Annotated in this window: 22 protein-coding genes and 1 pseudogene; 11 read left to right on the forward strand and 12 right to left on the reverse strand. The window is 60.6% G+C overall.

The annotated features are described in order from the left end of the window. Positions 1-66 precede the first annotated feature (66 nt). The gene (locus H8F22_RS07420; RefSeq protein ID WP_172825951.1) at positions 67-1,164 is read right to left on the reverse strand and encodes a PLP-dependent cysteine synthase family protein; all 1,098 of its coding nucleotides are present in this window, start codon (positions 1,162-1,164) and stop codon (positions 67-69) included. A 236-nt stretch (positions 1,165-1,400) separates the two neighbouring features. Between H8F22_RS07420 and nhaA the strand changes: the two genes are divergently transcribed. Next, positions 1,401-2,588 (forward strand): Na+/H+ antiporter NhaA, encoded by a 1,188-nt coding sequence (gene nhaA, locus H8F22_RS07425; protein WP_027925641.1) that lies wholly within the window; start codon positions 1,401-1,403, stop codon positions 2,586-2,588. A gap of 121 nt (positions 2,589-2,709) precedes the next feature. Then, positions 2,710-3,633 (forward strand): annotated as a pseudogene (locus tag H8F22_RS07430) (S-type pyocin domain-containing protein); the annotation flags it as partial. A 252-nt stretch (positions 3,634-3,885) separates the two neighbouring features. Here H8F22_RS07430 and H8F22_RS07435 read toward each other — a convergent pair. Further along, positions 3,886-4,350, reverse strand: coding sequence for an outer membrane lipoprotein (locus tag H8F22_RS07435; RefSeq protein WP_027925642.1), 465 nt, complete (start codon positions 4,348-4,350; stop codon positions 3,886-3,888). A 132-nt stretch (positions 4,351-4,482) separates the two neighbouring features. Here H8F22_RS07435 and H8F22_RS07440 point away from each other — a divergent pair, with 132 nt between their 5' ends. Continuing rightward, on the forward strand, positions 4,483-4,719 hold the full coding sequence (locus H8F22_RS07440; protein ID WP_027925643.1) for a hypothetical protein: 237 nt from the start codon (positions 4,483-4,485) through the stop codon (positions 4,717-4,719). Between the two features lie 5 nt (positions 4,720-4,724). On the opposite strand, the gene pdxH is transcribed toward H8F22_RS07440, so the two are convergent. The 5 genes from pdxH to dinG all read right to left on the reverse strand — a co-directional run bounded on the left by pdxH (position 4,725) and on the right by dinG (position 12,743). Next, the gene (gene pdxH / locus H8F22_RS07445) at positions 4,725-5,372 is read right to left on the reverse strand and encodes a pyridoxamine 5'-phosphate oxidase (protein WP_027925644.1); all 648 of its coding nucleotides are present in this window, start codon (positions 5,370-5,372) and stop codon (positions 4,725-4,727) included. A gap of 24 nt (positions 5,373-5,396) precedes the next feature. Further along, on the reverse strand, positions 5,397-6,506 hold the full coding sequence (locus tag H8F22_RS07450) for an OmpA family protein (RefSeq protein ID WP_059181515.1): 1,110 nt from the start codon (positions 6,504-6,506) through the stop codon (positions 5,397-5,399). 115 nt (positions 6,507-6,621) lie between these two features. After that, a complete protein-coding gene (locus H8F22_RS07455; protein WP_194939909.1) occupies positions 6,622-7,767 on the reverse strand; it encodes a serine hydrolase domain-containing protein in 1,146 nt (381 codons plus the stop codon). Positions 7,768-7,992: 225 nt separating this feature from the next. Next, positions 7,993-10,503, reverse strand: a complete 2,511-nt coding sequence (locus H8F22_RS07460) for a beta-galactosidase (protein WP_194939910.1) — start codon at positions 10,501-10,503, stop codon at positions 7,993-7,995. A gap of 95 nt (positions 10,504-10,598) precedes the next feature. Further along, positions 10,599-12,743: an ATP-dependent DNA helicase DinG gene (gene dinG, locus H8F22_RS07465; protein ID WP_027925648.1), complete on the reverse strand. Its 2,145-nt coding sequence runs from the start codon at positions 12,741-12,743 to the stop codon at positions 10,599-10,601. Between the two features lie 99 nt (positions 12,744-12,842). On the opposite strand from dinG, the gene H8F22_RS07470 reads away from it, so the two are divergent. Further along, on the forward strand, positions 12,843-13,307 hold the full coding sequence (locus tag H8F22_RS07470) for a CopD family protein (protein WP_027925649.1): 465 nt from the start codon (positions 12,843-12,845) through the stop codon (positions 13,305-13,307). Between the two features lie 36 nt (positions 13,308-13,343). Here the strand turns inward: H8F22_RS07470 and H8F22_RS07475 are convergent, their stop codons facing one another. From H8F22_RS07475 to H8F22_RS07490, 4 genes are all read right to left on the reverse strand, one after another. Beyond that, entirely contained in the window at positions 13,344-14,102 is a 759-nt protein-coding gene (locus H8F22_RS07475) for a hypothetical protein (RefSeq protein ID WP_027925650.1), read from the reverse strand. Continuing rightward, positions 14,095-14,373: a DUF1145 domain-containing protein gene (locus tag H8F22_RS07480; protein ID WP_194939911.1), complete on the reverse strand. Its 279-nt coding sequence runs from the start codon at positions 14,371-14,373 to the stop codon at positions 14,095-14,097. Before H8F22_RS07480 ends, H8F22_RS07475 begins: the two co-directional genes overlap by 8 nt. Before the next feature lie 147 nt (positions 14,374-14,520). Continuing rightward, a complete protein-coding gene (locus H8F22_RS07485; protein WP_027925652.1) occupies positions 14,521-15,240 on the reverse strand; it encodes an OmpA family protein in 720 nt (239 codons plus the stop codon). A gap of 91 nt (positions 15,241-15,331) precedes the next feature. Further along, the gene (locus H8F22_RS07490; RefSeq protein ID WP_027925653.1) at positions 15,332-16,021 is read right to left on the reverse strand and encodes an OmpA family protein; all 690 of its coding nucleotides are present in this window, start codon (positions 16,019-16,021) and stop codon (positions 15,332-15,334) included. Between the two features lie 189 nt (positions 16,022-16,210). Here H8F22_RS07490 and H8F22_RS07495 point away from each other — a divergent pair, with 189 nt between their 5' ends. The 4 genes from H8F22_RS07495 to H8F22_RS07510 all read left to right on the forward strand — a co-directional run bounded on the left by H8F22_RS07495 (position 16,211) and on the right by H8F22_RS07510 (position 18,064). Beyond that, positions 16,211-16,708 carry a DUF6231 family protein gene (locus tag H8F22_RS07495; protein WP_027925654.1) on the forward strand — a complete coding sequence of 166 codons (498 nt, stop codon included), beginning with the start codon at positions 16,211-16,213 and terminating at the stop codon, positions 16,706-16,708. 4 nt (positions 16,709-16,712) lie between these two features. Next, positions 16,713-17,189: a YchJ family protein gene (locus H8F22_RS07500; protein WP_027925655.1), complete on the forward strand. Its 477-nt coding sequence runs from the start codon at positions 16,713-16,715 to the stop codon at positions 17,187-17,189. 165 nt (positions 17,190-17,354) lie between these two features. After that, positions 17,355-17,849, forward strand: coding sequence for an LEA type 2 family protein (locus H8F22_RS07505; protein ID WP_027925656.1), 495 nt, complete (start codon positions 17,355-17,357; stop codon positions 17,847-17,849). Then, a complete protein-coding gene (locus H8F22_RS07510; RefSeq protein ID WP_194939912.1) occupies positions 17,846-18,064 on the forward strand; it encodes an SEC-C metal-binding domain-containing protein in 219 nt (72 codons plus the stop codon). Before H8F22_RS07505 ends, H8F22_RS07510 begins: the two co-directional genes overlap by 4 nt. A 183-nt stretch (positions 18,065-18,247) precedes the next feature. Here H8F22_RS07510 and H8F22_RS07515 read toward each other — a convergent pair whose 3' ends face one another. Then, a complete protein-coding gene (locus tag H8F22_RS07515) occupies positions 18,248-18,805 on the reverse strand; it encodes a cysteine hydrolase family protein (protein WP_027925657.1) in 558 nt (185 codons plus the stop codon). A 428-nt stretch (positions 18,806-19,233) separates the two neighbouring features. Between H8F22_RS07515 and H8F22_RS07520 the strand changes: the two genes are divergently transcribed. The 3 genes from H8F22_RS07520 (at position 19,234) to H8F22_RS07530 (ending at position 24,593) form a co-directional block, all read left to right on the forward strand. Continuing rightward, positions 19,234-21,684, forward strand: a complete 2,451-nt coding sequence (locus H8F22_RS07520) for a penicillin acylase family protein (RefSeq protein WP_194939913.1) — start codon at positions 19,234-19,236, stop codon at positions 21,682-21,684. Positions 21,685-21,873: 189 nt separating this feature from the next. After that, positions 21,874-22,908 (forward strand): ligase-associated DNA damage response exonuclease, encoded by a 1,035-nt coding sequence (locus tag H8F22_RS07525; protein ID WP_194939914.1) that lies wholly within the window; start codon positions 21,874-21,876, stop codon positions 22,906-22,908. Continuing rightward, the gene (locus H8F22_RS07530; protein ID WP_194939915.1) at positions 22,905-24,593 is read left to right on the forward strand and encodes an ATP-dependent DNA ligase; all 1,689 of its coding nucleotides are present in this window, start codon (positions 22,905-22,907) and stop codon (positions 24,591-24,593) included. The genes H8F22_RS07525 and H8F22_RS07530 overlap by 4 nt, the downstream gene beginning before the upstream one ends. Positions 24,594-24,755: the final 162 nt, after the last annotated feature.

Consider the following 24,755-nt stretch of genomic DNA (forward strand, 5'->3'; position numbering starts at 1 on the left):
ACAGAGATGTTGACTGATCTTTTGCTATCGCGAGCCGGCTCACTCCTACAAGGGATCTTCAGTGTGTCAGATGTTGGCGCGCAGTACCGTCGATGGTAGCGCCTCACCGCGCTCGACACTCGCCGCCACCCTCTCCATCAAACCACTCAATTCATAGCCCTGGCCCTTGAGCCAATCCTGGTCGTAGTACGTGGTGGCATAACGTTCGCCGCCATCACACAGAATCGCCACGATCGACCCCGACTCCCCCGCCGCTGCCATCTGCTGAGCCGCCATCAAGGCGCCGATCAGGTTGGTCCCGCTCGAACCGCCCACTCGCCGCCCCAACCGCTGCGCCAGATAGTGCATCGCCGCCAGGGACAACGCGTCCGGCACTTTGACCATGGCATCAATCACCTTGGGCAGGAACGACGCTTCCACCCGCGGCCGGCCGATCCCTTCGATCCGCGAACCGCACTCCAGGCGCAGGCTGGCATCGCCGGTCTGGTAGTAATCGAAAAACACCGAACGCTCGGCATCGGCGCACAGCACGCGGGTGCAATGCTGGCGATAACGCACGTAACGCCCCAGCGTCGCGGTGGTGCCGCCGGTGCCGGGGCTGGAGATCAGCCAGCTCGGCTCAGGGTGCTTTTCGAAACGCATCTGATGGAAGATCGATTCGGCGATGTTGTTGTTCGCCCGCCAGTCGGTGGCGCGTTCGGCGTAGGTGAACTGGTCGATGAAATGACCGTCATGCTCGCGCGCCAACCGTTCGGATTCGGCGTAGATCTGGGTCGGGTCGTCGACCAGATGACTCTTGCCGCCATAGAAAGCAATTTGGGCGATTTTCTCTTTCGAGGTGGTCGCCGGCATCACCGCAATAAAGGGCAAACCCAGCAAGTTGGCGAAGTACGCCTCGGAAATCGCTGTCGAACCGCTGGACGCCTCGATGACTGGCGCACCGGGCTTGAGCCAACCGTTACACAGCGCATACAGGAACAACGAACGCGCCAGGCGGTGCTTGAGGCTGCCGGTGGGATGGCTGGATTCATCCTTGAAATACAATTCAATGCCCGGAAAACCCGGCAGCGGCAAGGGGATCAGGTGGGTATCGGCGCTGCGCTGGAAGTCTGCTTCGATGATCCGGATGGCTTCGCGGGCCCACTGTCGGTTGTCGCTCATGATGGTTTTCTCGTTGAGTCGGCCTTCTTGTAAGGCTCAGCCTTCAAGCTTAGGAAAAAACCTACATCCCGCACAGGTACAGCTGACGTTCAATACGGCCGGCAACTGCTAGGCTCAAGCCCGGTCCCAACCTTCACGTTGTTACTGCATATAACAAAAAAGAATATAACTTTTGTTTTAACAACTAACGGTACGGGTTAGGGTGTGCCACCTTTTGAATTCATCGATGGAGAGCGACCTTGCCTCTGCGTAGCACTTTCACGCGTTTCTTTCAGTTGGAAGCTGCCAGCGGTCTGTTACTGATCGCCGCGGCAGCCCTGGCTTTAATCATCAACAACTCGTCGTTGTCGTGGCTCTACAGCGGGCTGCTGGACACCCCCGTCGTCGCTCAGATCGGCGCGCTGAAAATCGCCAAGCCGTTACTGCTGTGGATCAACGACGGCCTGATGGCGATGTTCTTCCTGCTGATTGGCCTGGAAGTGAAGCGCGAAGTCCTCGACGGCCAGTTGTCGAACCCTTCGCAAATCGTCCTGCCCGGCGCCGCGGCGATTGGCGGTATGGTCGTGCCGGCGCTGCTCTACTGGTTCTTGAACCGTGACGATCCGGCAGCCTTGGGTGGCTGGGCCATCCCGATGGCCACCGACATTGCCTTTGCCCTCGGCGTACTCGCCTTGCTAGGCAAACGCGTGCCGGTGTCGCTGAAGCTGTTCCTGATGACCCTGGCGATCATTGACGACCTGGGCGCAATCATCGTCATCGCGATCTTCTATTCCGGCACCCTGTCGACGCTGTCGCTGGCATTGGCGGCTGCCTGCATCATCGCGCTGATCGCCATGAACCGGCTCGGCGTGGTGAAGCTTGGACCGTACATGATCATCGGCTTGATCCTCTGGGTCTGCGTGCTCAAGAGCGGTGTCCACGCCACGTTGGCCGGTGTGACCCTGGCGTTCTGCATCCCGCTGCGCACCAAAAACGCCGAGTCTTCGCCACTGCTGACCCTTGAACACGCCCTGCACCCGTGGGTGGCTTACGGCATCCTGCCGCTGTTCGCCTTCGCCAACGCCGGCCTGTCCCTGAGCGGTGTCACCGTTGAAAGCTTCACCCACCACGTACCGATGGGTATCGCCACCGGCCTGCTGCTGGGTAAAACCGTGGGTGTGTTCGGCCTGACCTGGCTGGCGGTGAAAATCGGCATCGCCGCCCTGCCCCAAGGCGCCAATTGGGGCCATGTGCTGGGGGTATCGATCCTTTGCGGGATCGGTTTCACCATGAGTCTGTTCGTCGGCTCGCTGGCGTTTGAGCCAGGCGTCAGCGACTACGCCGGGATGGACCGGATGGGGATTCTGACCGGGTCGATTCTCGCGGCATTGATTGGTTATGCGGTGACGGCGATGGCGAGTCGCAAGAGCGCCGTTTTGCAGTCCTGAGCGAAAGCGAACGCTCCTAGCAGCATCAAGGATTCATCCTACAGCCACGATCCGCCTCGTTCGTTAACGTCGCACAGCTCCTTTATTGGGGACTGTCGACGGACGAACGCAAGGAAGATCAGTGGCTGGCAACAAGGAAGTCCCCAGGGCTAAAAGCCCACCCTCCGGTGACGGTCATCACGTTACCCACCGCTTCATGACAGCCACCGAACTGGCCGAGCGCGATGCGCGACAAAGCGCTTACGACGCCATGCTCGCCCGGCAGCAGGCTTTTGAAGATAGGCTTCAGGCCTCGACGAAAAAACCCGACATCCCTCGCGCGGGATGCGTCTTTGCCAAGTCCTGCAACCTGCCAGACGCCATTATCGATTACTCGAATCCTTCGGGTGTGGTTCCGACCGACAGCCTCAAGGATTACGGAGAAATTGTCTGGCTCGGTGCTCGTGATACAGACGATGCCGGGGTGCTGAATCTCGAAACCATCAGCGGCAGTACCGTCTCCCTCGGCGTAGGTCGACTGGCACTTAGAGCCCCGGCGCTCGCTGCACCTTTATTGGCACTTGAAGCCGCCACTGCCGCCACATTGGCCGGTGTCGTCGCGTTGTTCTGGACGCCGAGCCCGGGTGATAGCGCGCTCTACACCGACGAACAACTGCGTGCCCTGAAACAGGCCAGAACCCGCGTTCGATTGCAGGTCGAGCAGCAGGCTGACGGCAGCCTCAAGGGCTACGGGTTCTACACCGGCAAAAACCGCGATTGGGAAATGGTCGATGTCGTGCAGTTCACACTGCGCGGCAGCCAGCAGGTGGCGGATCTCGGGGGAGGTGTTGAACTGATCTGGACACCGGCCGTGGATGGCTCGGACACCCTCGGCATTCCAGCACTGGAGGCTGCACCGCAGGCGCCGCATATCTGGGTGTATCCGCCGACGCCGGCGGCGGCCAGCATTATTGTGAACCCGGTGTATCCGCCTGAGTACAAGGATTTCATTCTTGTGTTTCCGGCGGGGTCAGGGGTGAAGCCGGTTTACATTGTTCTGTCTTTGTTGAACTTGAGCTAACCGACAGTCAAATCCTTCAGATAGCGCGGCTACTAAACGTCGATTTCCCTGAAGGCTTGGAGTATTCATCGGCACCCGTGCGGCACCGTGAACCGGAACCGGGAGCAATATGATAGCGAGTTTGACGGCTACGACTTGTCTCTAGAGAGACTGCAACTGATGTGCAACAGGTGAAAACCACAGACACAAAAAACCCCGACCAGTCACCTGATCGGGGTTTTTCTTTACCCATCCCGCTTAGTGCGAAACGCGGCTCGTGCCATCTACAGTAGAAATCCGCACACGTTCGCCAACGCGGAACACTTCATTCTCCTGAACTTGCTGAACATAGGCGCGCATGCTGCCGTCGTCTTCGCGCACAGTGATTTCGACGCCTTGGGTGCGGGTCAGGCCTTCTTCGGCCGCCGAACCTACCAGGCCGCCGGCGACTGCGCCGATGACTGCGGCAACGATGCTGCCTTTGCCGCCGCCGATGGCGCTACCGCCAACGCCGCCGACCACTGCACCTGCAGCGCCGCCGATTGGGGTTTTGGTGCCTTCGATTTTCACTGGGCGCAGCGCTTCGATGGTGCCCATGCGAATCGTTTGCACACGACGCGCTTCATCACGGGAGTAGGAGTCACCGGTCAGGCTGGATTGGCAGCCGGTGAGCAACATCGCCATCGTGGAAAAGGAAGCAACCAACAAAACAGACTTACGCATAGCATCAACTCCAAAGGACAGGTGATCATTAAACCCCGCAGCTTGACGCCTGTCACGGCATGGTCGGGATAAAAATGTTTTGATTCAGGCCCGGTACAGGCGCCACTGCACATTCACGCCCCAAGGATTGTCATGGATTACTTCATCGTTTTCATCACTACCGTCGCCGGTCTGTACTTCCATTGGTGGCTGTACGTTCGGATAAAACGCTGGATGGACCGCGACCTGGCATTGGCTTTGGCTGGGAAGGACGAACAGAAAAAAGCTTTCATGCTCCAGCAACTGGCGAACGCTCACGCACAGAAGATCAAGCGTCGGGACCTGCCCCAGTGGCTTGAGGCCGCTGCAGCAAGGTATCCCGAACGGTAGACTGCTTAGGGTGCCAGACGTTCAAGAATCCAGTCAGCGCCCTGTAGGCGGTAGTTCAGGCGATCATGCAGGCGGCTCGCACGACCCTGCCAGAACTCGATGCGTTCCGGCAGCAAGCGATAACCGCCCCAGTGATCCGGGCAGTGCGGCGCTGTATCGCTGAAACGTTGCTCGGTGTTCTTGAGCAGCGCTTCCAGTTCGGCACGATCGGCAATCACCCGGCTCTGCGGTGACGCCCAGGCACCGAGTCGGCTGCCCAGCGGACGAACCTGGAAGTAGGCGTCGGATTCTTCGGGCGAAACCTTCACCACCCGACCTTCGATGCGCACCTGGCGCTCCAGGGCCGGCCAGAAAAAGGTCATGGCCGCGAACGGATTCGCCGCCAAGTGCTGACCCTTGGCGCTTTCGTAGTTGGTGAAGAACGTGAAGCCCTGCTCGTCCAGACCTTTGAGCAACAGAATGCGGCAATGAGGCCGACCGTCCTGATCGACCGTCGCCAAAGTCATGGCGTTCGCCTCCACCGGCGCTTGCTCGGTTTTCACCGCGTCGGCGAACCACTGGTGGAACAGCCCGAACGGCTCTGCCGGGGCTTGCGCCTCGGTCAGGCCATCACGGGTGTAGTCACGACGCATATCAGCCAGGCCTTGGGTCATGGCGCATTCCTTTTGGTTAACGAATCACTTTTTGGTGGCGTCAGCCGCGACGTCAACTTTCTTGGCGTCGGCAACTGCTTTGGCCGGCACCGTCTTCTTCGCTGGCGTTGCGGTTTTAGCCGGCGCTTTCTTGGCAGTGGCTTTCTTCGCCGGGGCCTTTTTCGTCGCCGGCACAGCCGCTTTCTTCGCCGCTGGCGCAGGGGTGACCGGTGTGGCCACTGGCTTGATGTCCTTCGCCGCGATCATAGTCACTGGCGCCGGAGCCGGCATGTTGTACTTGGCCAGCAACGCCACCATTGTGTTCTGCGGGGTCACCAGCAATTCCACGCGACGGTTCAAGGCACGGCCTTCAACACTGTCGTTGGCCGCACGCGGGGCGTCACCGCCCATGCCGCGGAGCATCAGGCGGTCACGCTGCAAACCGCTGAGACGGAAGATGGCGGCGACGGCTTGTGCACGTTCCTGGCTCAGTTTCACGTTGGCCGGTGCCGCACCCGACGTATCGCTGTGACCGAGTACCAGCACGGCCGTTTTCGGATCGACTTCAAGGATTTTCGCGACACGGGTGAACGGGCCGAGGGTGACAGGCAGCAGCATAGCTGGACGATCCGGGTTGAACGAGCCTTCTACCGGCGCGGTCACCACCAATACGTTTTCGCGGCGTTCAAGTTGCAGGTTGCTGTCCTTGATCGCTTCACGCAGACGCGGTTCGTAGTCGTCTAGCCAGGCCTGGGTGACTTTCGGGTCTATTGGCGCAACCTTGGTAGCGCTCTGATCCTTGCCGCCGAACGGCCACCACCACGAGTTACCCGCGTTGGTATCAGCCTTGGCGACCGGGACCGGTTTGGCTTCAGGTTTTATTTCCGGCTTGGCAGCGGTCTTGGCAGCGGCATCATCGGCACCGAACGGCCAGTACCAAGGGCTGGCGCTCTCACTTTTGGCAACAGGTGCGGTGGCAGCAGGTTTCAGTGGGGCCGGGGCCGGGGCAGGAACTGGGCTCGGCTCTTTAGCGGCGACTTTGTCGGACGAACCGAACGGCCACCAGCTGCCACCATCGGAATCACTTTTTGGGGTCTGTGCACAACCGGTGATAGCAAAGCACAGGGCCAGGGCGAGAGTTGGTTTGGATGACATCGGATATCCACGAAATATGAAGTAATGAAAAGTCAGACCGAAGCGGCCCGCACAAACTGACGCTTTGAAACCGAAAAGGCTGCCGGGTTCCGGTACTGGAACCCTTGAGCGGGTTTTACAGACAAGTGGCCAGTACTCGCGCAAGCTTCTGCGCGCGTGGATCCATCAAGACGTACGGCCCCAGGGTATTTGTCACAAAACCGAAGGCTACATCGTGTTCAGGGTCGGCAAAACCGATGGAGCCGCCAGCGCCCGGATGGCCGAACGCCCGTGGGCCGAGGCCGTAGGTCGCGTTGGGAACGTCCGGTTGATCAAGCATGCAACCCAGACCAAAGCGGGTCCGGGTCAATAAAGTCCTGTCGTCGCCGAGGCTGTGTTCTCGGGTCAGCTCATCGAGCATTTCGCCTTCCAGCAAACTGCCATCGAGCAGGCCGGCGTAGAACCCGGCCAGACTGCGCGCATTGCCATGACCGTTGGCGGCAGGTTGCTGCATACGCCGCCATTCGGGTTTGTTGGTGCTGGTCATGATCGACGGCGGATTGGTGAAGGCCCGGGTGGTCATGGCCGTCGGTTCACGCAGGGTCACTTGCAACAGGCGCTGGGCGGCGGCATCGCCGACATTACCCTTGCCACGCGCGATGTGCGCCACGCGATGGAATTCTTCATCAGCCAGGCCGACGTGGAAATCCAGGCCCAATGGCCTGGCAACGCGAGCGACGATGGATTCGCCCGGCCCACGACCGTCGGCACGGCGCAGTAACTCGCCCACCAGCCAGCCGTAAGTGATCGCGGCGTAGCCGTGGCCTTGGCCCGGCGTCCACCACGGCGTTTCGGCCGCGAGGGCGTCGACCATGGTTTGCCAGTCGTAAAGTGCCTCCGGGGCCAGCAATTCGCGCAACGCCGGCAAGCCTGCCTGATGGCAGAGCAATTGACGCAGGGTCACGGACTCTTTGCCGGCGGCGGCAAATTCGGGCCAATAGCGCGCTACCGGTGCATCCAGTTGCAGCTTGCCCTCAGCCACCAATTGCAGGGCCGTGACCGCGGTGAACGTCTTGGTGCAGGAGAACAGGTTGGCGATGGTGTCGCTGTGCCAGGCTTCGCTGCCATCCTTGTCGGCGGTGCCGGCCCAGAGGTCAAGGACGGTTTCACCGCCGACCTGGATGCACAAGGCTGCGCCACGTTCCTGAGGATCGTCGAACAGCGCCGCGAAAGCTTCGCGCACGGCTTCGAACTTAAGCTCGTAATGACCCTGAATCTGCACCCGCATTGCTCCCGGATATTCGCTATACAAAGTGGCCCGCATTGTTCCAGCCATTAGCCGTTTTGGGAACAGGGTTGGGCTGGGCGGTCGGTTGCCCATGGATTGGATGAGAAAATTTGTGGTGTCTTTTCGGACGCCATCGCGAGCAGGCTCACTCCTGCAGGGGATCTTCGCCACACCAAAGATCCCCTGCAGGAGTGAGCCTGCTCGCGATGCTTTTAGAACTTAATGACCATTACCGGAATGCCCACCCGCATTTCCAGTGCCCTTCCCCGGCCCTTTTCCGGCCTCGGCCTTTCTGCCGCCCTCCGCATCGTGGCTGGCCTTGTCGGCCTCGGCCGCTGCTTTCACGGCCTCTTTGCTCAACTGATCGACAGCCGCCAGGTTGCTCTTGCGCACGGCCTCCACAAACCCTTGGAACGGCAGATCAGTAATCCCTACCAGACCAAAGTGACCATTCTCACCATCCAGCAAACGCCCGGTCACGGGTTGGTCCAGGTATTGGAACCAATGCACACCGACAATCGAAGGCTCGCTCAGCGCCTGCTTGAGGAAGTTCGCGTAGGCCGGCCCACGGTCTTCTTCCTTGGCCAATTGCGTCACGCCGCCCCAGAACGGACCGCGATCCGCCGAGCCGAAGTTGAATTCGGTGATCAGCACCGGTTTGTCGAGGCTGCGCAGCTTGGCGAAGTCGTAACCGTCCTGCGGTTGCAAGGTGTACATGTTGAAGCTCAACACGTCGCAATACTGCGCGCAGGAGTCCACGGCTTCCGGGGTGCTGATGGCGAAACGACCGCCCAGCAACAGCTGGTTCGGCGCGTGCCACTTCAGCGAGTCGGAGAGGGTCTTGAAGTAGGTATCAGCGAAGACCTTCTGGAAGTATTTGAAGTCAGCCTCGATTTCCGGGTGGTCAGCGCTTGGCAGCGGCGGCACGAAGCCCGGGTCTTCCATCAATTCCCAGGCCGGCAAATCGATGCCCCACGCTTTGGACAGCCCCGCCTGATTGCGATATTTGTCGCGCAGCTGCTTGAGGAACGCACGTTTGGCCGGCACGTCGGTGGTCATTTTCAAGGTGCCGTAAGCCAGCGCATAACGGGCTTTCGGGTCGTTACCGGGACCGGCCCAGGCCAATTCGTTGTCGGCGTAGTAGCCGATCAGCCACGGGTCGTCGCGATGATCGCGGGCGGCAATGGCCACGGCGCGTTCGGTGGCCATGGCGAAACGTGGATCGAACGGGTCAGGCATGCCGCCCCACCAGTCGGTGCCGGTGCTGATGCTGGCGTAATCGCCGACGATCGACAGCGGCAAGGTGTACGGCACGCGATCAGCGTCGCCGAGCGCCGGGGCGCTCCAGTTGCCGATGGTGTTGAAGCCCCAGGCTTGCAGGCGATCCAGGGTGTGGTTGGTCCAGCGTTGTTCATCCACCACCGCTTTGCAGGGTTCGGCGGGTTTCTGCTCAACTGCTTTCGCCTCGGTCGCTTCGGCGGCGCCGGTCTTGGCCGCTTCGGCGACTCCGGCTTCGGCAATAGAAGGCGTAACAGGTTGCTCGGCAGCCTTCTCGACCGTCGCTTCGACCGCATCGGCCTTGGCCGCTTCGGCAACACCGGCCTTGGTGTCACTGCCCAGCGCACACGGTGCGCCATACAGGCGCTGCAAATTGGCACCGTAAAAATCGTACCAGCGACCGGCGTTATAGCCGCGGCCCTGATCGGCACCGTTACCGCCACGGTTGTCACCGTCGCCAAAATGGTTGGCCAGCGGCTCGTCGGGTTTTGGCAGGGACTCGAACATCCACTCCCGGCCGGCAACGTAAGTCTGGTTGACGTCCGGGGCCACGGTGTTGACCCCAAGCGAATAGAACGGATGCCCTTGCGGGGTGACCAGGTACCAGCGACCGTCGCGCTTTTCAGTGCGGAAAAAGCCGCTGGCCTTGAATATCGGGCCTTTGGTCCAGCCACCGTAGGTGTCCAGAGAGGATTTTTCGCGCTCGGCCAGCCAGGTTTTCAGTTGTTGCTGTTCCTTGGCGGCTGCGCTTTTCAATTGCTCATCGCTGCTGATCTTTTCTGGCCATTTGGCCCGGGTCGACTGACCGTATGCATCCACTAACCCGCCATAAACGGCCCGGGTCACGGCATCACCGTCCTGCACACCAAAACGTTCGAGCAAGATGTTCTGGGCCACTTTCGGTTGATCCATCGACAAGGTCACCGACACCACCTGGCTGCGATCCAGCTCACCGGCGCTGCTGGCCAGCAACATGCGCTGGCCGTCGACGGTCATCGGCATGGGCGGCCCGGCTTTCATGCCCTGGCTCAACGATGAGCTTGCCACCAACGGCACCAGCAAGGTCTGCGCAGGACCGGCCGGCAAATCGACGCGACTGACCAGCGTCTTGCCGTCATTGCTCTGGATTTTCACGTACAGGGTCACGGCCCAATCCATTGCACTCTGGATTCGCAGGCTCATGGCGCCCGATTGCGACCAGTCCCAGGCGCCGGTTTGCGGGGTCAAACGCAAACTCGGCTGGGCCACCGGGTTGAACGTCACCCGGCGCAACACTTCGCCTTCGGCTGTTTGTTCCGCATTGGATTGGGGCAGGCTGGCGTCCTGAGTCGCCACCTGGACCACGTCAGCGGGGCGTACAAAGTTGAACAGCGTCTGTTGGCCGGCGGGGGCTGCCAGCAAAGGGGCTGCGAACATCAGGGCAAATACAGCGGGCAACGAACGGCGAATCATAGGAACGTGGATCTCCCTAACGACCTTCAAGGGTCAATGGAAAAGCGATGGTAGAGAGATAGACAACGCGGCGGGCAAATGTGCCCACCGGTGTATCAGGAAATTTCGCGGCGAAATGGCGGAAGCGCATTGAGGATGGCTTTGCCGTAACGCTGGGTGACCAGACGTCGATCGAGCAAGGTGATGGTGCCGCGATCCTCTTCGGTACGCAGCAAGCGACCGCAGGCCTGGACCAGTTTCAGCGAGGCATCCGGCACGGAGATTTCCATGAACGGATTGCCGCCACGGGCCTCGATCCATTCCGCCAGCGCGGCTTCGACGGGATCATCCGGCACCGAGAACGGGATCTTCGCGATCACCACGTGCTCGCAGTACGCGCCCGGCAAGTCGACCCCTTCAGCAAAACTTGCGAGGCCGAACAGCACACTGGAATCCCCGCCATCGACACGTGCCTTGTGCTTGTTCAAGGTTTCCTGCTTCGACAGGTTGCCTTGAATGAACACTTGCTTGCGCCAGTCGCGGTCGAGGCCGTCGAACACGTCCTGCATCTGTTTGCGGGAAGAAAACAGCACCAGCGTGCCCCGGGAGCCTTCAACCAGTTGCGGCAAGTCACGAATGATCGCCGCGGTGTGGGCCGGTGCATCCCGCGGATCGGCTTTCAGGTCCGGCACGCGCAGCACGCCGGCATCGGCGTGGTGAAACGGGCTTGGGACCACGGCGGTCACGGCTTTTTTCGGCAGGCCGGCGCGCATGCGAAAACGGTCGAACGTGCCGAGGGCCGTCAGGGTTGCCGAGGTCACTAATGCGCCGTAAGCGACGTTCCACAGGTTGCGCCGAAGCATTTCTGCGGCAAGGATCGGGCTGGCGTTGACCTCGATGTCGAACAGCGAACCGCTTTCGGCCAACGTCAGCCAACGGGCCATGGGCGGGTTGTCTTCCGGGTCTTCAGCGGTGAACGCCACCCACAACTCCCAATTGCCCGAGGAACGGGACAACAGGCTGCCGAACAGTGGGTACCACTCTTCGGCCTGATTGCTGGCGATGCCGATGTTGACCTCGCCGTCCATGCCTTCCTTGAGCAACTCGGTGAGTCGGGTGAACAGGTCGGTGAGCCGGGCAAAGCCCTTCTTCAGCTCGACACCCATCTCGCGCATGTGCTCGGGAATCACCCCGCCGACGAAGCGATGACGCGGCCGCTCGCGGCCTTCGACGTCTTCGCCGGGTTTGAAATCGGCGACCTGCTCGCAGGCGGTGAACATGAATTGTTGCTGGGTCTTGATCTCGCGGGCCAGTTCCGGCACTTGCTCGATCAACTTGCCCAAATCGCCGGGCAGCGGGTGCTGGGCCAGCAGTTTGGTGAGGTTTTTCGCGGTGGTTTCCAGCCAGTCGGCAGTGGAACGCAGGCGCGTGTAATGGGCGAAGTGGCCGATGGCCTTGTCTGGCAGGTGGTGACCTTCGTCGAACACGTAGATGGTGTCGCGCGGGTCTGGCAGCACGGCACCGCCGCCCAAGGCCAGGTCGGCCAGCACCATGTCGTGGTTGGTGACGATCACGTCAACCTTGCCCATGCCTTCGCGGGCCTTATAAAAGGCGCACTGACCGAAGTTCGGGCAATGGCGGTTGGTGCACTGGCTGTGATCGGTGGTCAGACGCGCCCAGTCGGCATCTTCCAGCGCCGTCGACCAACTGTCGCGGTCGCCGTCCCATTTATTGCCGGCGAGTTTTTCGATCATGCTGGTGAACAGCTTCTGACTGGCCTCGTCGACCTCGATCTTGAAGCCTTCTTCTTCGAACAACTGCGCCGTGGCCGTTTGTGCGTGGCCTTCCTGCAGCAACATGTCGAGCTTGGACAGGCACATGTAGCGCCCACGGCCCTTGGCCAACGCGAAGCTGAAATTCAGCCCGCTGTTGCGCATCAAATCGGGCAAATCCTTGTAGACGATCTGCTCTTGCAGGGCGACGGTGGCCGTGGCGATGACCAGGCGTTTGCCGGCAGCCTTGGCGGTCGGGATCGCCGCCAGGCTGTAGGCCACGGTTTTGCCGGTACCGGTGCCGGCTTCCACCGCAACAATCGCGGGGTCGCCACTGCGCCGGCCTTCGTCGTCGGTGTCGATATCCCCGAGGACCTTGGCAATTTCGGCGATCATCAGGCGTTGGCCGTAGCGCGGCTTGAGGCTCTTGGCTTCGAGAAAACGCGAATAGGCGCCCTGGATCGTGGTTTTGAGTTCGGTGCTGATCATGGATTGTCGGGCGCTAAAAACGCTGGATAAATTTTCAGTGGTTCGGTTCGGCGGCTATCATACCCCGCTAATTAATCCCGCGCAGAACGGAGTACCCCAATGACACCTTTTGGCATCGTTTATACCCTGCATGTCCTGTCCGCCCTGGTGTGGGTGGGCGGCATGTTTTTCGCTTGGATGGTTTTGCGCCCCGCGGCCATGAAGGCGCTGGAAGGCCCCGCCCGGCTGAAGCTGTGGGTGGAAGTGTTTCAAGGTTTTTTCCGCTGGGTCTGGGTCGCGGTAGTGCTGCTGCCGATCAGCGGGGTCGGCATGATTCATCTGCAATACGCCGGGTTTGAGGCCGCGCCGCGTTATGTGCAGGTGATGATGGGGTTGTACGTGGTGATGACGGCGCTGTTTATCCGGATCCAGGCGCTGATGCTGCCGGAGTTGCGCATTGCAGTGAACGCGCAGGATTGGCCGACGGGTGCAGCCGTGCTCGGGAAGATTCGGCGGTTGGTGGGGATTAATTTGATGGTGGGTCTGTTGCTGGTGGCGATTGCTGCGGCCCGGCCGATGTTCTGATGATCGTTCCCACGCTCTGCGTGGGAACGATCAGGATTACAACCGTTGAACCGTTACCGAACCCGCCGCCCCGGCAGGACCAGGCTGGCCATCCGCTCCCGGACGGCCACTTTTGCCGCCATCGGCCTTGTACACCAGGCAGCCTTTGGCCTGGCCACCCGCCCCCGGTTTACCACCAGGACCTGCAAGACCGCCGGCACCGCCAGCGACCTGCACCTTGATTTTATCCGCCGGGAAATCGCGCGGCACTTCCAGCTTCACCAGTGCGCCCGCAGCCCCCGGCTGACCATCACTGCCATCGCTGCCATCGGCACCGCGACCGGCCTGACCATAGGTACAACCCGGATCCTGGCCATTGGCGCCGTCAAGACCGAAAAACCCCGGTGCGCCCGCACCGCCGCGAGCATCGACCAACAATTGCGGAGCGGTCAACGCCTTGATCTGCAAGTTCAGATTGCGCCCCGAGCGTGCCGCCTTCTGGAAACTCCCCGGCGCGCCCCGCGCGGTGATCTGACTGCCTTCCGACAACTCGGCACGGTGCACTTTAAATTCCAGCGGTTGTTCACCCGGCACGATGGCAATTCGCGCTTCACGCCCCAGGTGCAATTCGCCCACCGTCACTTCGGTGACATTCGAAGGAATCAGCAAAGTGCCGTAATCCGCGACTTCCAGCCGCTCCAGTTGCAAGGTGCTGGCCGTGTTGGGCAGGCGCATCAACGAGTTGGCTTCGACACTGACAACCTGAGCGCAGGCCAATGGACTGATAAATGCGGCGAGCAGACAGAGATTACGCATGGGAAGCCTTCGGTGCGGAGGGAGCCGGGATGGTTTGAAGATGGAAGACGCCGAAAATGGCAATCTGCAAGCGATCACGCCAAGGGTGGGCGCGGCCTTTGAGGCTGCGGTTGCAGAACACCAGCTCCAGCAGATGGAACAGTGCCAGCAGGCCCCCGGCCAGATTGACCAATGGGTGCAACGGATAAACAAACGGCGTGAGCAGATTGACCAGCACCACCAGCCAGAACAGCAGGGTCAATAACTTCCCCAGCCCCCAAAACACCTTCATACGCTCCCCCGCTGATCATTATTCTTTGGGCGCACAGTAACGGCTTCCACGCGGGATGCGCCAGAGGGCAACGGAAAATTCTTCATGAAGACCGCCGAATGGCCATCGCCCCCCCTTATTGGCGGGCCGATGGCTCTATATCGCGGCTTAGCGATTGATATGCAATTCCACGCGACGGTTTTTCGCGCGCCCTTCATCAGTCGCGTTATCGGCGATGGGCTCACTTTCGCCCTTGCCTTCACTGGTGAGTTTGTTCGGGTCCAGCCCCTGGTTCATCAGATAGGCTGCCACGCTGGTGGCGCGACGTTCCGACAACATTTGGTTGTAGGCATCGGAACCGACACTGTCGGTATGGCCGACCACCTTGATACTCACCACATCGGCGCTTTGCAATTTCGGCATCAGCGCAGTCAGCTGATTCTGCGCAGACGGGGTCAGGTCAGATTGATTGAACGCAAACAGCACATCGCCCGCATCGCTGAGGGTGATGACTTCTTCGGGTACAGGTTCGACAGGTTTCACGCTGGCCGGGTATTGCGGCAGCGGGCAACCATGATGTTCGACCGGCGTATTGGCGGGAGTATCGGGGCAACGATCACGTCGATCAAAAACGCCGTCGCCATCTTCGTCGCCATCCTGGGCGTAACAGATCAAGCCGCCAGTCAGGATTCCGAGCGCTGCTCCTCCGGCCGCCCAGCCGCCACTTTCGATGGCGCCCAAACCGCCACCCACCAGCCCGCCTATGACGCTGCAGATTGGCCAGGTGCGTTGATTGAGGGGGGCAGTGCCATCACTGTGAGTTGCGCAACCGGTCAACAGGCTGCCAAGCAGCAGAACCGGTAGGACGGTCCTTGTGAGAACGCTCATATTGAAAGCTCCTGTGTTACCGGCCCATACCGGTTACACAGGAGTAAAGACCCGCATCCGCGACTATACAAGCCACGGAGCGGAAGGGACTTTAACGGTTGATTTTGATTTCCGTGCGACGGTTCATCGCGCGGCCGTCAGCCGTTTTGTTATCGGCGACCGGCTGGCTTTCACCGGCACCTACTACAGACACGAAGCTACTACGTGGCACGCCTTGCTCGATGAGGTACTCAACCACCGAGTGAGCGCGTTTATCCGACAGTTTCTGGTTGTAGGCATCGCTGCCCACGCTGTCGGTATGGCCGGTAACGGTCAGTTGAGCGGTAGGCGCTTCCGCCTTCAAGCGAGTGGCGATCTTGTCGAGGACCTGCTTGTCGGATGGTGTGAGGGTGGCTTTGTCAAACTGGAAGTGAACATCGCGGATGACGATGGTTTCTTCCTTGACCACAACAGCCTCTTCAACCACCGGTGCAGGTGGAGGGCAACCGTTGGCATCGACTGTCACGCCGTGCGGTGTGCCCGGGCACTTGTCGCGGCTATCCGGTACACCATCACCGTCTTCGTCGCCATCACCGTGAACCCAGCAATAGGCCGCTGCCGTGCCGCCGACGAGCAGCGCGCCATAGCCTGCCCACGCGGAGCTCTCGGTCGCGCCGAGACCCGCACCCACGACACCACCGACAGCCGCACAGGTCGGCCAGTCGGTTTTCTGCAAACCTGCGCAACCAGTCAACACACTGGTGAGCAGAACCAAGGGTAATGCTGTCCGAACTATGCTCATCTAGTTTTCTCCTGAGGGATCGGCTTAGAACCGATTCAGGTAGTAAAGACCCGACTATTAAACTCCGCCAGCAATAGGCCATTGCTGTTTTATCCCGTGTACACGACGGATTGGCGCATTTGCGCTAAACCCGCTCTAGGCCCGGACGTTTGGGCAGGCTAGTCTTGGTGCTCTGATTGAGGATCTTTGATGATTGCAGCTATTTCTTCGCGCACACCGCAACAGGCGTTGGCCGCTTTGCTGGACCTTTACGCTCCCGCGCAGCTGTTGCTGATCGGGGCCAGTGAGTTTCCCGCCCTGGAAGCCTTCAAGCTTGCGCACCCGGATACGTGTGTCGCCCACACGGCACCGGGACCGTTGCCGGCGGAACTGGCGGCACGCCGGTTTGATCTGGCGCTGGCGGTCGATTGCCTCGAACACTTGCCAAAGCGCGACGGCTTGAACCTGCTCGGCGGGATCCGCAACCTCAACGCCAGCCGCATTGCGGTGCTGGCGGACTTGTCGGCCAGCGGCTGGCAGGAGACGGATTTTTTCTCCCTGGCCCTGCAAGCCAGCGAGCGCTTCCAGCGCGATGAACAAGTGTTGACCCTGTTCACCTATGATCTGCTTGACTACAAACAAGTACCCGACTGGCTCAACTCACGCTTTTGGGCCAATCCGGAAAACTTCGGGAAATATTGGTGGTAATGCAATGAGTACATCCATTTGCCCTTGCGGCAGCGGCACCTTGCTCGATGCCTGCTGCGGTCATTACCACGCCGGGCATCCGGCGCCGTGTGCCGAAGCCTTGATGCGCTCGCGCTACAGCGCCTACGTGCTGGGGCTGATCGACTATCTGGTGGCGACTACCCTGCCCGCGCAACAGGCCGGCCTGAATCGTCAGTCCATCAGCGACTGGAGCGCTCAAAGCACCTGGCTGGGCCTGGAGGTGGAAAGCTCCGAAGTCTTCGGCGGCCAGCCGGAACACGCCTTCGTGACCTTCACCGCGCGCTGGCACGATGGCAGCGGCGAACACAGCCACCGCGAGCGCTCGTCCTTCGTGCAGAACGCCGGTCACTGGTACTTCATCGATCCGACCGTGCAACTCAAGGCCGGGCGCAATGACGCCTGTCCATGCGCCAGCGGCCAGAAATTCAAGAAATGTTGCGCGGGGTATTTCAACAGTTGAGGTGAGCGACCTGTAGCAGCTGCCGGAGGCTGCGTTCGGCTGCGGAGCGGTCGTGAAATCAGGCAGCGCGTTGTTTCAGTGGGATAGAGGTGACAGGAATACGACTGCTTCGCAGTCGGACGCAGCCTTCGGCAGCTGCTACAGGTTCAAGGGAGATACACGACCATGATCACCCGGCGACACGCACTTTATCTGCTCAGCCTGCTCCTGTTTCTGGGGCTCGCTGGCTGTGCGTCGTGGTTCGAGGATGACGAGCCTGACCCCGAAGTGCATCTGGTCAAGGTCGAAGTCGTGCGGGCAAAACTGCTGGAGCAGAAATTTTTGCTGCACTTTCGCATCGACAACCCCAACGACAGTGACTTGACCGTGCGCAGCCTCGAGTACCGAATTCACTTGGGTGACATCTTGCTGACCGAAGGTGAGTACGATCACTGGTTCACGGTCGGCCCCAAACACAGCGCTTACTTCAAGGTTCCGATCCGGACCAACCTGTGGCCCAAGGTGCGCGATCTGGTGAAAATGCTGAAAAAACCCGACCAACCCATTCCCTATCGTCTGGAAGGTGTACTGCAAACCGGTTTATTCATCGCGCATGACGTGCACCTTGCGCGCAATGGCGTGATAATCCCCGCCGATTTAATTCCGGAGCACACCCGATGACCCAGCAACCCCACGTCCATGGCCCTGACTGTAACCACGATCATGACCATCACGACCACCATGATCACCATGATCACGACCATGACCATGTTCACGGTCCGAACTGCGGCCACGCTCACCAGGAACCGGTGCGCAACGCCCTGAAAGACGTCGGCCGCAACGACCCTTGCCCGTGCGGCAATGGCAAGAAATTCAAGAAGTGCCACGGCGCTTGATGCGTCGGGCGAAGAATTTCTTCGCCGGTTGAATCGCCTTCGCGAGCAAGCCCACCCCCACATTGGATTTGTGTCCAACATAAACCCCTGTGGGAGCGAGCTTGCTCGCGATGACTACATCACATTCACTATCAATTTTTCAGCCAGACCGCTATCGCGAGCAAGCTCGCTCCCACAGGGTTTTCAGTCAACCTGCAGAATCTGCTCAGTGCTTAAAACCGTCGCATACTCCCCGTGCAAATTCCCCAGCGACATCGCATGCACGTCCTCGGCTGAACGCGCCTTGCCAAAATAGTCCGCCTTATCGAAGGTAAAACACGCGTCCTCCGCCACCCACGCCTCAAATCCCAGATTCCCGGCCGTTCGCGCCGTGGACTCCACCGAGTTATTCGTTGCCACCCCCACAATCACCAATTGCTCAATCCCCGCCTCGCGCAAACTCGCCTCCAGCCCCGTCGCACAAAAGGCATCCGGCACCTGTTTCTGGATCAGTTGTTCGCCGGTCTTTGGCTGGAACCGCTCCTGAAATTCCACCCCCGACTGCTGTGGCCAGAACACTGAATCCGGTGAGCGAGACAGGTGCTGCACGTGAATCACCGGCCGCCCGGTTCGGCGCCAAAACGCCAACAGATCAAGAATTCGCTCCTCGGCTTGAGGATTATTCCGGCGACCGAGCCGGGGATGCAGAATGCCTTTTTGTTGATCGATGATGACGAGTGCTGCGCGGGTCTTGAGCTCCATGCCGGTTTTTTCTCCTGCGGGGTCATTGAATTTCACGCACTTCAGCATCACCTCCTCTCACAGGCAAGCCATCGAACGCAAACAGGACGACCTGATGCCCGCGGTTGCTGTCCCCACCTGGGTTCAACCACATCCAGAACCGTCCGGCGACCGTCAAAGCCTATGCCCTGGCGGCCAAAATCAAACCACCAAAATCCCGACCCTTTCCCCAAGATCATTCCCACGCTCTGCGTGGGAATGCAGCCCGGGACGCTCCGCGTCCATCCAAAGCCGAATGCGGAGCGCCCGTTGAGGCATTCCCACGCAGAGCGTGGGAACGATCTTCGTCAGACAAATCTTGAAATAACCCCGCCCGCCGCTTGCGCGCCCTCCTCCTGCTCACTAACGTAGCGCCTTTATTGCGCCTTTACCCCCGCAGGAGCTTTGCCATGGCCTCGCCAGCCCTTACACATTTTCTTCCCCGGTTCGGCGTTGCCGCAGCAGTAGCCGGTGTCTTGAGCCTGTCCGGTTGTCAGACCTGGAACGCCCAGGACACCCTCCCGCCGACTTCCGGTGTGCAGCCGCTCAAGGGCTTGGCGCAGAACGTTTCGGTACGTCGCAATGCCATGGGCATGCCGCTGATCGAAAGCAATAGCTTCCACGACGCGTTGTTCGCCCTGGGTTACGTCCACGCCAGCGACCGCATCACGCAAATGGTCACCCTGCGCCTGTTGGCCGAAGGTCGTCTGGCAGAAATGTCCGGCGCCGACCTGTTGGACGCTGATCGCTACATGCGCGCGGTCAATCTGAAGAAAAGCGCCGGCGAGCTGTATAAAGCCTCTTCGCCGCGCCTCAAACGCTTCTTCGAAGTCTATGCGCGCGGCGTCAACGCCTACCTGTTCCGCTACCGCGACAAGCTGCCAGCCGACCTCGCGGCCACCGGTTACAAGCCTGAATACTGGAAACCGGAAGATTCGGCGCTGATTTTCTGCCTGCTGAACTTCAGCCAGTCGGCCAACCTGCCGGAAGAAATTTCCTCGTTGATGCTGGCCCAGACCGTCACCACCGACAAACTCGCGTGGCTGACGCCGTCCGCGCCCGATGAAAAACTGCCGCTGGGCGAAGCCGACAAACTCCAGGGCATCAAGCTCAACGGCGCGATTCCCGGACTGGCCGAAATCAGTAAAGCCACGGGGCAACTGTCCGACCTGAATCTGTTGGGCGCCACCTCGTCGAACAACTGGGCGATCGGCCCGCAACGCAGCCGCACGGGCAAAAGCATTTTGGCCAGTGACAGCCATGGCCCATTGGGCGTGCCGTCGCTGTTCAGCTACGTGCAGATCCGCGCGCCGAAATATCAGGCGGCGGGCGTGACCATCGCCGGTTTGCCGATGGTGCTCGGTGGTTTCAACGGCAAAGTGGCCTGGAGCATGACCACGGTCATGGGCGACAACCAGGACCTGTTCCTGGAAAAAATCAAACGCCAGGGCAACGGCCTCACCTACGAAGTCGGCGGCAAATGGCAGCCCGCCGTCGTGCGCAACGAAACCTACTTCGTCAAAGGCCAGCGGCCGATTCGTGAAGCGGTGTACGAAACCCGTCACGGTCCACTGCTCAACAGCGCCCAGGGCACCACGCTGGCCAACGGTTTCGGCCTGGCCCTGCAAATGCCGAGCTTCACCGATGACAAATCCCTGGACGCGTTTTTCGACCTGTCCCGGGCCCAAACCGTCGAGAAAGCCTCGGACGCCAGCCGCGAAATCCGCGCCATCGCCCTGAACCTGGTGTTTGCCGATGCGAGCAACATTGGCTGGCAAGTTACCGGCCGCTACCCGAACCGTCGCGAAGGCGAAGGCTTGCTGCCATCACCGGGCTGGGAAGGTCGCTACGACTGGGACGGTTTCGCCGACCCGATGCTGCACCCCTACGACCAGGACCCGGCCCAAGGCTGGCTCGGCACCGCCAACCAGCGCGTCATTCCCCATGGCTACGGCATGCAACTGTCCAATTCCTGGGCAGCGCCGGAACGTGGTGAACGTCTGGCCGAACTGGCGGGCGCCGGCAAACACGACACGCGCAGCGTGATCGCAATGCAATACGACCAGACCACCACCTTCGCCTCCAAGCTGAAGAAAATGTTTGAAGCACCGGGCATGTCCCAACCGCTCAAGCAGGCGATTGAAGCGCTGCCGGCTGCCGATCGCGGCAAGGCTCACGAGGCCTATACCCGCCTGATGGCGTTCGACGGCAAGCTCAGCACGACCTCCGCCGATGCAGCGATTTACGAATTGTTCCTCCAGGAAAGCATGAAGCAAATCTTCCTCGACGAGCTGGGTCCGGAAAGCAGCCCGACGTGGAAAGCCTTCGTGGCCAATGGCAAGTTGTCCTACGCGGCGCAGGCCGATCATCTGCTGGGGCGCGAAGACAGTCCGTTCTGGGATGACGCCCGCACACCGCAGAAAGAAGACAAACCGGCGATCCTCGCCCGCAGTCTGGCGGCAGCGATCAGCGCTGGCGACAGCCAGTTGGGTGGCGATCACAAGGCCTGGCAGTGGGGCAAACTGCACCGCTACGAATGGAAAAACGCCAATGGCCAGACTGTTCGCGGCCCGGTTGCGGCAGGCGGGGACCACACCACGCTGAACACCGCGGCGTTCGCCTGGGGTCAGGATTTCAACACCACCCTGGCACCGGCCATGCGCTTCATCGTCGACTTCGGCCAGGCCGAACCGCTGATGGGCCAGAACGGCACCGGTCAGTCGGGCAACCCTGCCAGCCCTAATTATCTGAACAGCATCGATCCTTGGCTCAAAGGGCAATACATGAGCCTGCCGATGCAGCCGCAGAACTTTGACAAGGTGTACGGCAAGACTCAGTTGACCCTGACACCCGGCAAATAACCCCGATCCTGTAGCGTGAGCCTGCTCGCGACAGCGGTGTGTCAGCCACCATTTTGAGTGACTGACACACCGCTATCGCGAGCAGGCTCACGCCTACAGGGGGAATGTTTCTCGTCATTGAAATCTCGATAGAACTTCCGGCTTCACGCCAACCTCATAGCTAACAAGTCCCTCCATTTTGGTAACGACATGGAACTTGTTATCGCGCGTCCTGAAGGTTTGTACTGCCCGGCCGGGGATTTCTACATCGACCCGTGGCGGCCGGTCGAACGCGCGATCATCACCCATGCTCACAGCGACCATGCTCGTAGCGGCAATCGTCATTACCTGGCCGCGTCAGCCGGCGAAGGCATCCTGCGCGCTCGCCTCGGTGCCGACATCAATCTGCAAACCCTGCCTTACGGTCAGCCCCTCAACCATCATGGCGTCACCCTCAGTTTTCACCCCGCCGGCCATGTCCTCGGATCGGCCCAGGTGCGTCTGGAGCACGGGGGCGAGGTCTGGGTTGCCTCGGGGGATTACAAGACGGAAGCCGACGGCACGTGCGCGCCCTTCGAACCGGTGCGGTGCCACACGTTCATCACCGAATCGACCTTCGGCCTGCCGATCTATCGCTGGCAACCTCAGGCACAGGTGTTTGCCGAGATCAATCAGTGGTGGCAGGCCAATGCCGCCGCCGACATTGCCAGCGTGCTGTTCTGCTACTCGTTTGGCAAAGCCCAGCGCATTCTCCACGGCATCGACGCCAGCCTCGGCCCCATTCTGGTGCACGGCGCCGTGGAGCCGCTCAACCAGGTGTATCGCCAGAGCGGCGTTTATCTGCCGCCCACGATCTATGCCGGCGAAGTCAAAAAGAGCGACCCGATGATGCGCAAAGCCCTGATCATCGCCCCGCCGTCGGCGGGCGCCAGCACCTGGATGCGGCGTTTCGGCGAGTACAGCGACGGCTTCGCCAGCGGCTGGATGCGTTTGCGTGGCACCCGCCGCCGGCGCGGAGTCGACCGCGGATTTGTCCTGTCCGACCATGCCGATTGGCCGGGCCTGTTGTGGGCGATTGAACAGACCGGCGCCGAGCGAGTCATGGTGACCCACGGTTCGGTCGGCGTGCTGGTACGCCATCTGCGCGAACAAGGTCTGGATGCACAAAGCTTCGACACCGAGTACGGCGACGACGAGGAAGAAAACGCCGGGATCGAACCCGAGAAAGACAAGGTGCTGGCATGAAGGCATTCGCCGAGCTGTACGCCGAACTCGACGCCACCACGTCGAGCAATGCCAAACTGGCCGCGATGCAACACTACTTTGCCCAGGCCTCACCGCAAGATGCCGCATGGGCAGTGTATTTTTTGTCCGGTGGGCGGCCCCGGCAATTGGTCCCCGTGCGCGTGCTGCGTGAATTGGCGCAAGCCGTTTCCGGGCTTGAACCCTGGCTGTTCGAAGAAAGTTATCAAGCGGTGGGTGATCTGGCGGAAACCATCTCGCTGGTGTTGCCCGAATCGCCGCACCGCTCCACCGACGGATTGGCGGTCTGGATTGAAGACAAGCTGCTGCCCTTGCGCGGCGAGTCGCCCGAAGTGCTTGCCGAGCGCCTGCCCGAACTCTGGGCGCAACTGGATCGCGCCAGCCTGATGTTGTGCATCAAACTGATCACCGGCAGCTTCCGCGTGGGCGTCTCCAAGCTGCTGGTGACCCGTGCATTGGCGGCCATGGCCGGGCTCGACAGCAAACGCGTGGCCCAGCGCATGGTCGCGTACACCGACCTGACAAATCGCCCGAATGCGGCGAGTTATCTGAAACTGATCGCCGCCGAATCCGCGGTTGAACACGCTGAACGGGGCGGTCAGCCGTATCCTTTTTTTCTGGCCCATGCGCTGTCGCAACCGGTCGAGCAATTCGATGGGTTGCTTGGCCCCGCCAGCCAATGGCTGGTGGAATGGAAATGGGATGGCATCCGCGCCCAAGTGGTCAAGCGCGACGGGCGTTTGTGGATCTGGTCCCGGGGTGAAGAGTTGGTGACAGAGCGCTTTCCCGAGTTCGATCACCTGGTGCACGGCTTACCCGACGGCACCGTGATCGACGGCGAAATCGTTGCTTGGAAAAGCGTCCGCCCCGACACCGAAGATGCCTTCGATCCAGCCTCTCCCGCCGCCCCCTCCGTGCAACCGTTTGCCCTGTTGCAGCAGCGCATCGGACGCAAGATCCTCGGCAAGAAAATCCTCGATGAGGTGCCGGTGGTCCTGCTCGCTTACGACCTGCTGGAGTGGGCCGGTGAGGACTGGCGCACGCAGCCGCAGGCCCGGCGTCGCACGCAATTGGAGCAGTTGATCGCCACCTGCCATGACCCGGTGTTACTGCTCTCCCCGATGTTGACCGGCGATGACTGGTTCGACCTCGCCCGCCAAAGGGAAGCCTCCCGCCGTCTCGGCGTCGAAGGCATGATGCTCAAGGCGCGGGATGCGCTGTACGGCGTGGGTCGGACCAAGGACATGGGCGTGTGGTGGAAATGGAAAGTCGACCCGTTCAGCGTCGATGCGGTGCTGATCTATGCCCAACGAGGCCACGGACGGCGGGCCAGTCTCTACAGCGATTACACCTTCGCGGTCTGGGACGGCCCACCCGACGCCAGCGAACGTACACTGGTGCCGTTTGCCAAGGCTTATTCAGGACTCACTGACGAAGAAATGCGCCAGGTCGACAGCATCGTGCGCAAAACCACGGTGGAGAAATTCGGCCCGGTGAGCAGCGTGAAACCCAGCCTGGTGTTTGAGCTGGGGTTCGAAGGCATTGCCCTGTCAAAACGCCACAAAAGCGGGATCGCTGTGCGTTTCCCCAGGATGCTGCGCTGGCGTCAGGACAAATCAGTCGAAGACGCTGACAATCTGGGCACCCTGCAAAATCTGCTCAGCTAACCCGATGCCCTGTAGGAGCCGAGCTTGCTTGCGATAGCGGTGTGTCAGGCACCCTTTGTTAACTGACACACCGTTATCGAGAGCAGGCTCACTCCTACATTAATTTGTGCCGACATGAACCATCTTGGTGCAGCACTTCCACGACGCCCGTTTTCGTGCACA

The organism is Pseudomonas mucoides (assembly GCF_015461845.1).
Taxonomy (GTDB): domain Bacteria; phylum Pseudomonadota; class Gammaproteobacteria; order Pseudomonadales; family Pseudomonadaceae; genus Aquipseudomonas; species Aquipseudomonas mucoides.

Bases quoted from the DNA above. Each gene is read 5' to 3' on its own strand.
- H8F22_RS07435 (WP_027925642.1), bottom strand. From the start codon at position 4,350: ATGCGTAAGTCTGTTTTGTTGGTTGCTTCCTTTTCCACGATGGCGATG.
- H8F22_RS07440 (WP_027925643.1), top strand. From the start codon at position 4,483: ATGGATTACTTCATCGTTTTCATCACTACCGTCGCCGGTCTGTACTTC.
- pdxH (WP_027925644.1), bottom strand. From the start codon at position 5,372: ATGACCCAAGGCCTGGCTGATATGCGTCGTGACTACACCCGTGATGGC.
- H8F22_RS07450 (WP_059181515.1), bottom strand. From the start codon at position 6,506: ATGTCATCCAAACCAACTCTCGCCCTGGCCCTGTGCTTTGCTATCACC.
- H8F22_RS07460 (WP_194939910.1), bottom strand. From the start codon at position 10,503: ATGATTCGCCGTTCGTTGCCCGCTGTATTTGCCCTGATGTTCGCAGCC.
- dinG (WP_027925648.1), bottom strand. From the start codon at position 12,743: ATGATCAGCACCGAACTCAAAACCACGATCCAGGGCGCCTATTCGCGT.
- H8F22_RS07470 (WP_027925649.1), top strand. From the start codon at position 12,843: ATGACACCTTTTGGCATCGTTTATACCCTGCATGTCCTGTCCGCCCTG.
- H8F22_RS07475 (WP_027925650.1), bottom strand. From the start codon at position 14,102: ATGCGTAATCTCTGTCTGCTCGCCGCATTTATCAGTCCATTGGCCTGC.
- H8F22_RS07480 (WP_194939911.1), bottom strand. From the start codon at position 14,373: ATGAAGGTGTTTTGGGGGCTGGGGAAGTTATTGACCCTGCTGTTCTGG.
- H8F22_RS07485 (WP_027925652.1), bottom strand. From the start codon at position 15,240: ATGAGCGTTCTCACAAGGACCGTCCTACCGGTTCTGCTGCTTGGCAGC.
- H8F22_RS07490 (WP_027925653.1), bottom strand. From the start codon at position 16,021: ATGAGCATAGTTCGGACAGCATTACCCTTGGTTCTGCTCACCAGTGTG.
- H8F22_RS07495 (WP_027925654.1), top strand. From the start codon at position 16,211: ATGATTGCAGCTATTTCTTCGCGCACACCGCAACAGGCGTTGGCCGCT.
- H8F22_RS07500 (WP_027925655.1), top strand. From the start codon at position 16,713: ATGAGTACATCCATTTGCCCTTGCGGCAGCGGCACCTTGCTCGATGCC.
- H8F22_RS07505 (WP_027925656.1), top strand. From the start codon at position 17,355: ATGATCACCCGGCGACACGCACTTTATCTGCTCAGCCTGCTCCTGTTT.
- H8F22_RS07510 (WP_194939912.1), top strand. From the start codon at position 17,846: ATGACCCAGCAACCCCACGTCCATGGCCCTGACTGTAACCACGATCAT.
- H8F22_RS07515 (WP_027925657.1), bottom strand. From the start codon at position 18,805: ATGGAGCTCAAGACCCGCGCAGCACTCGTCATCATCGATCAACAAAAA.
- H8F22_RS07520 (WP_194939913.1), top strand. From the start codon at position 19,234: ATGGCCTCGCCAGCCCTTACACATTTTCTTCCCCGGTTCGGCGTTGCC.
- H8F22_RS07525 (WP_194939914.1), top strand. From the start codon at position 21,874: ATGGAACTTGTTATCGCGCGTCCTGAAGGTTTGTACTGCCCGGCCGGG.
- H8F22_RS07530 (WP_194939915.1), top strand. From the start codon at position 22,905: ATGAAGGCATTCGCCGAGCTGTACGCCGAACTCGACGCCACCACGTCG.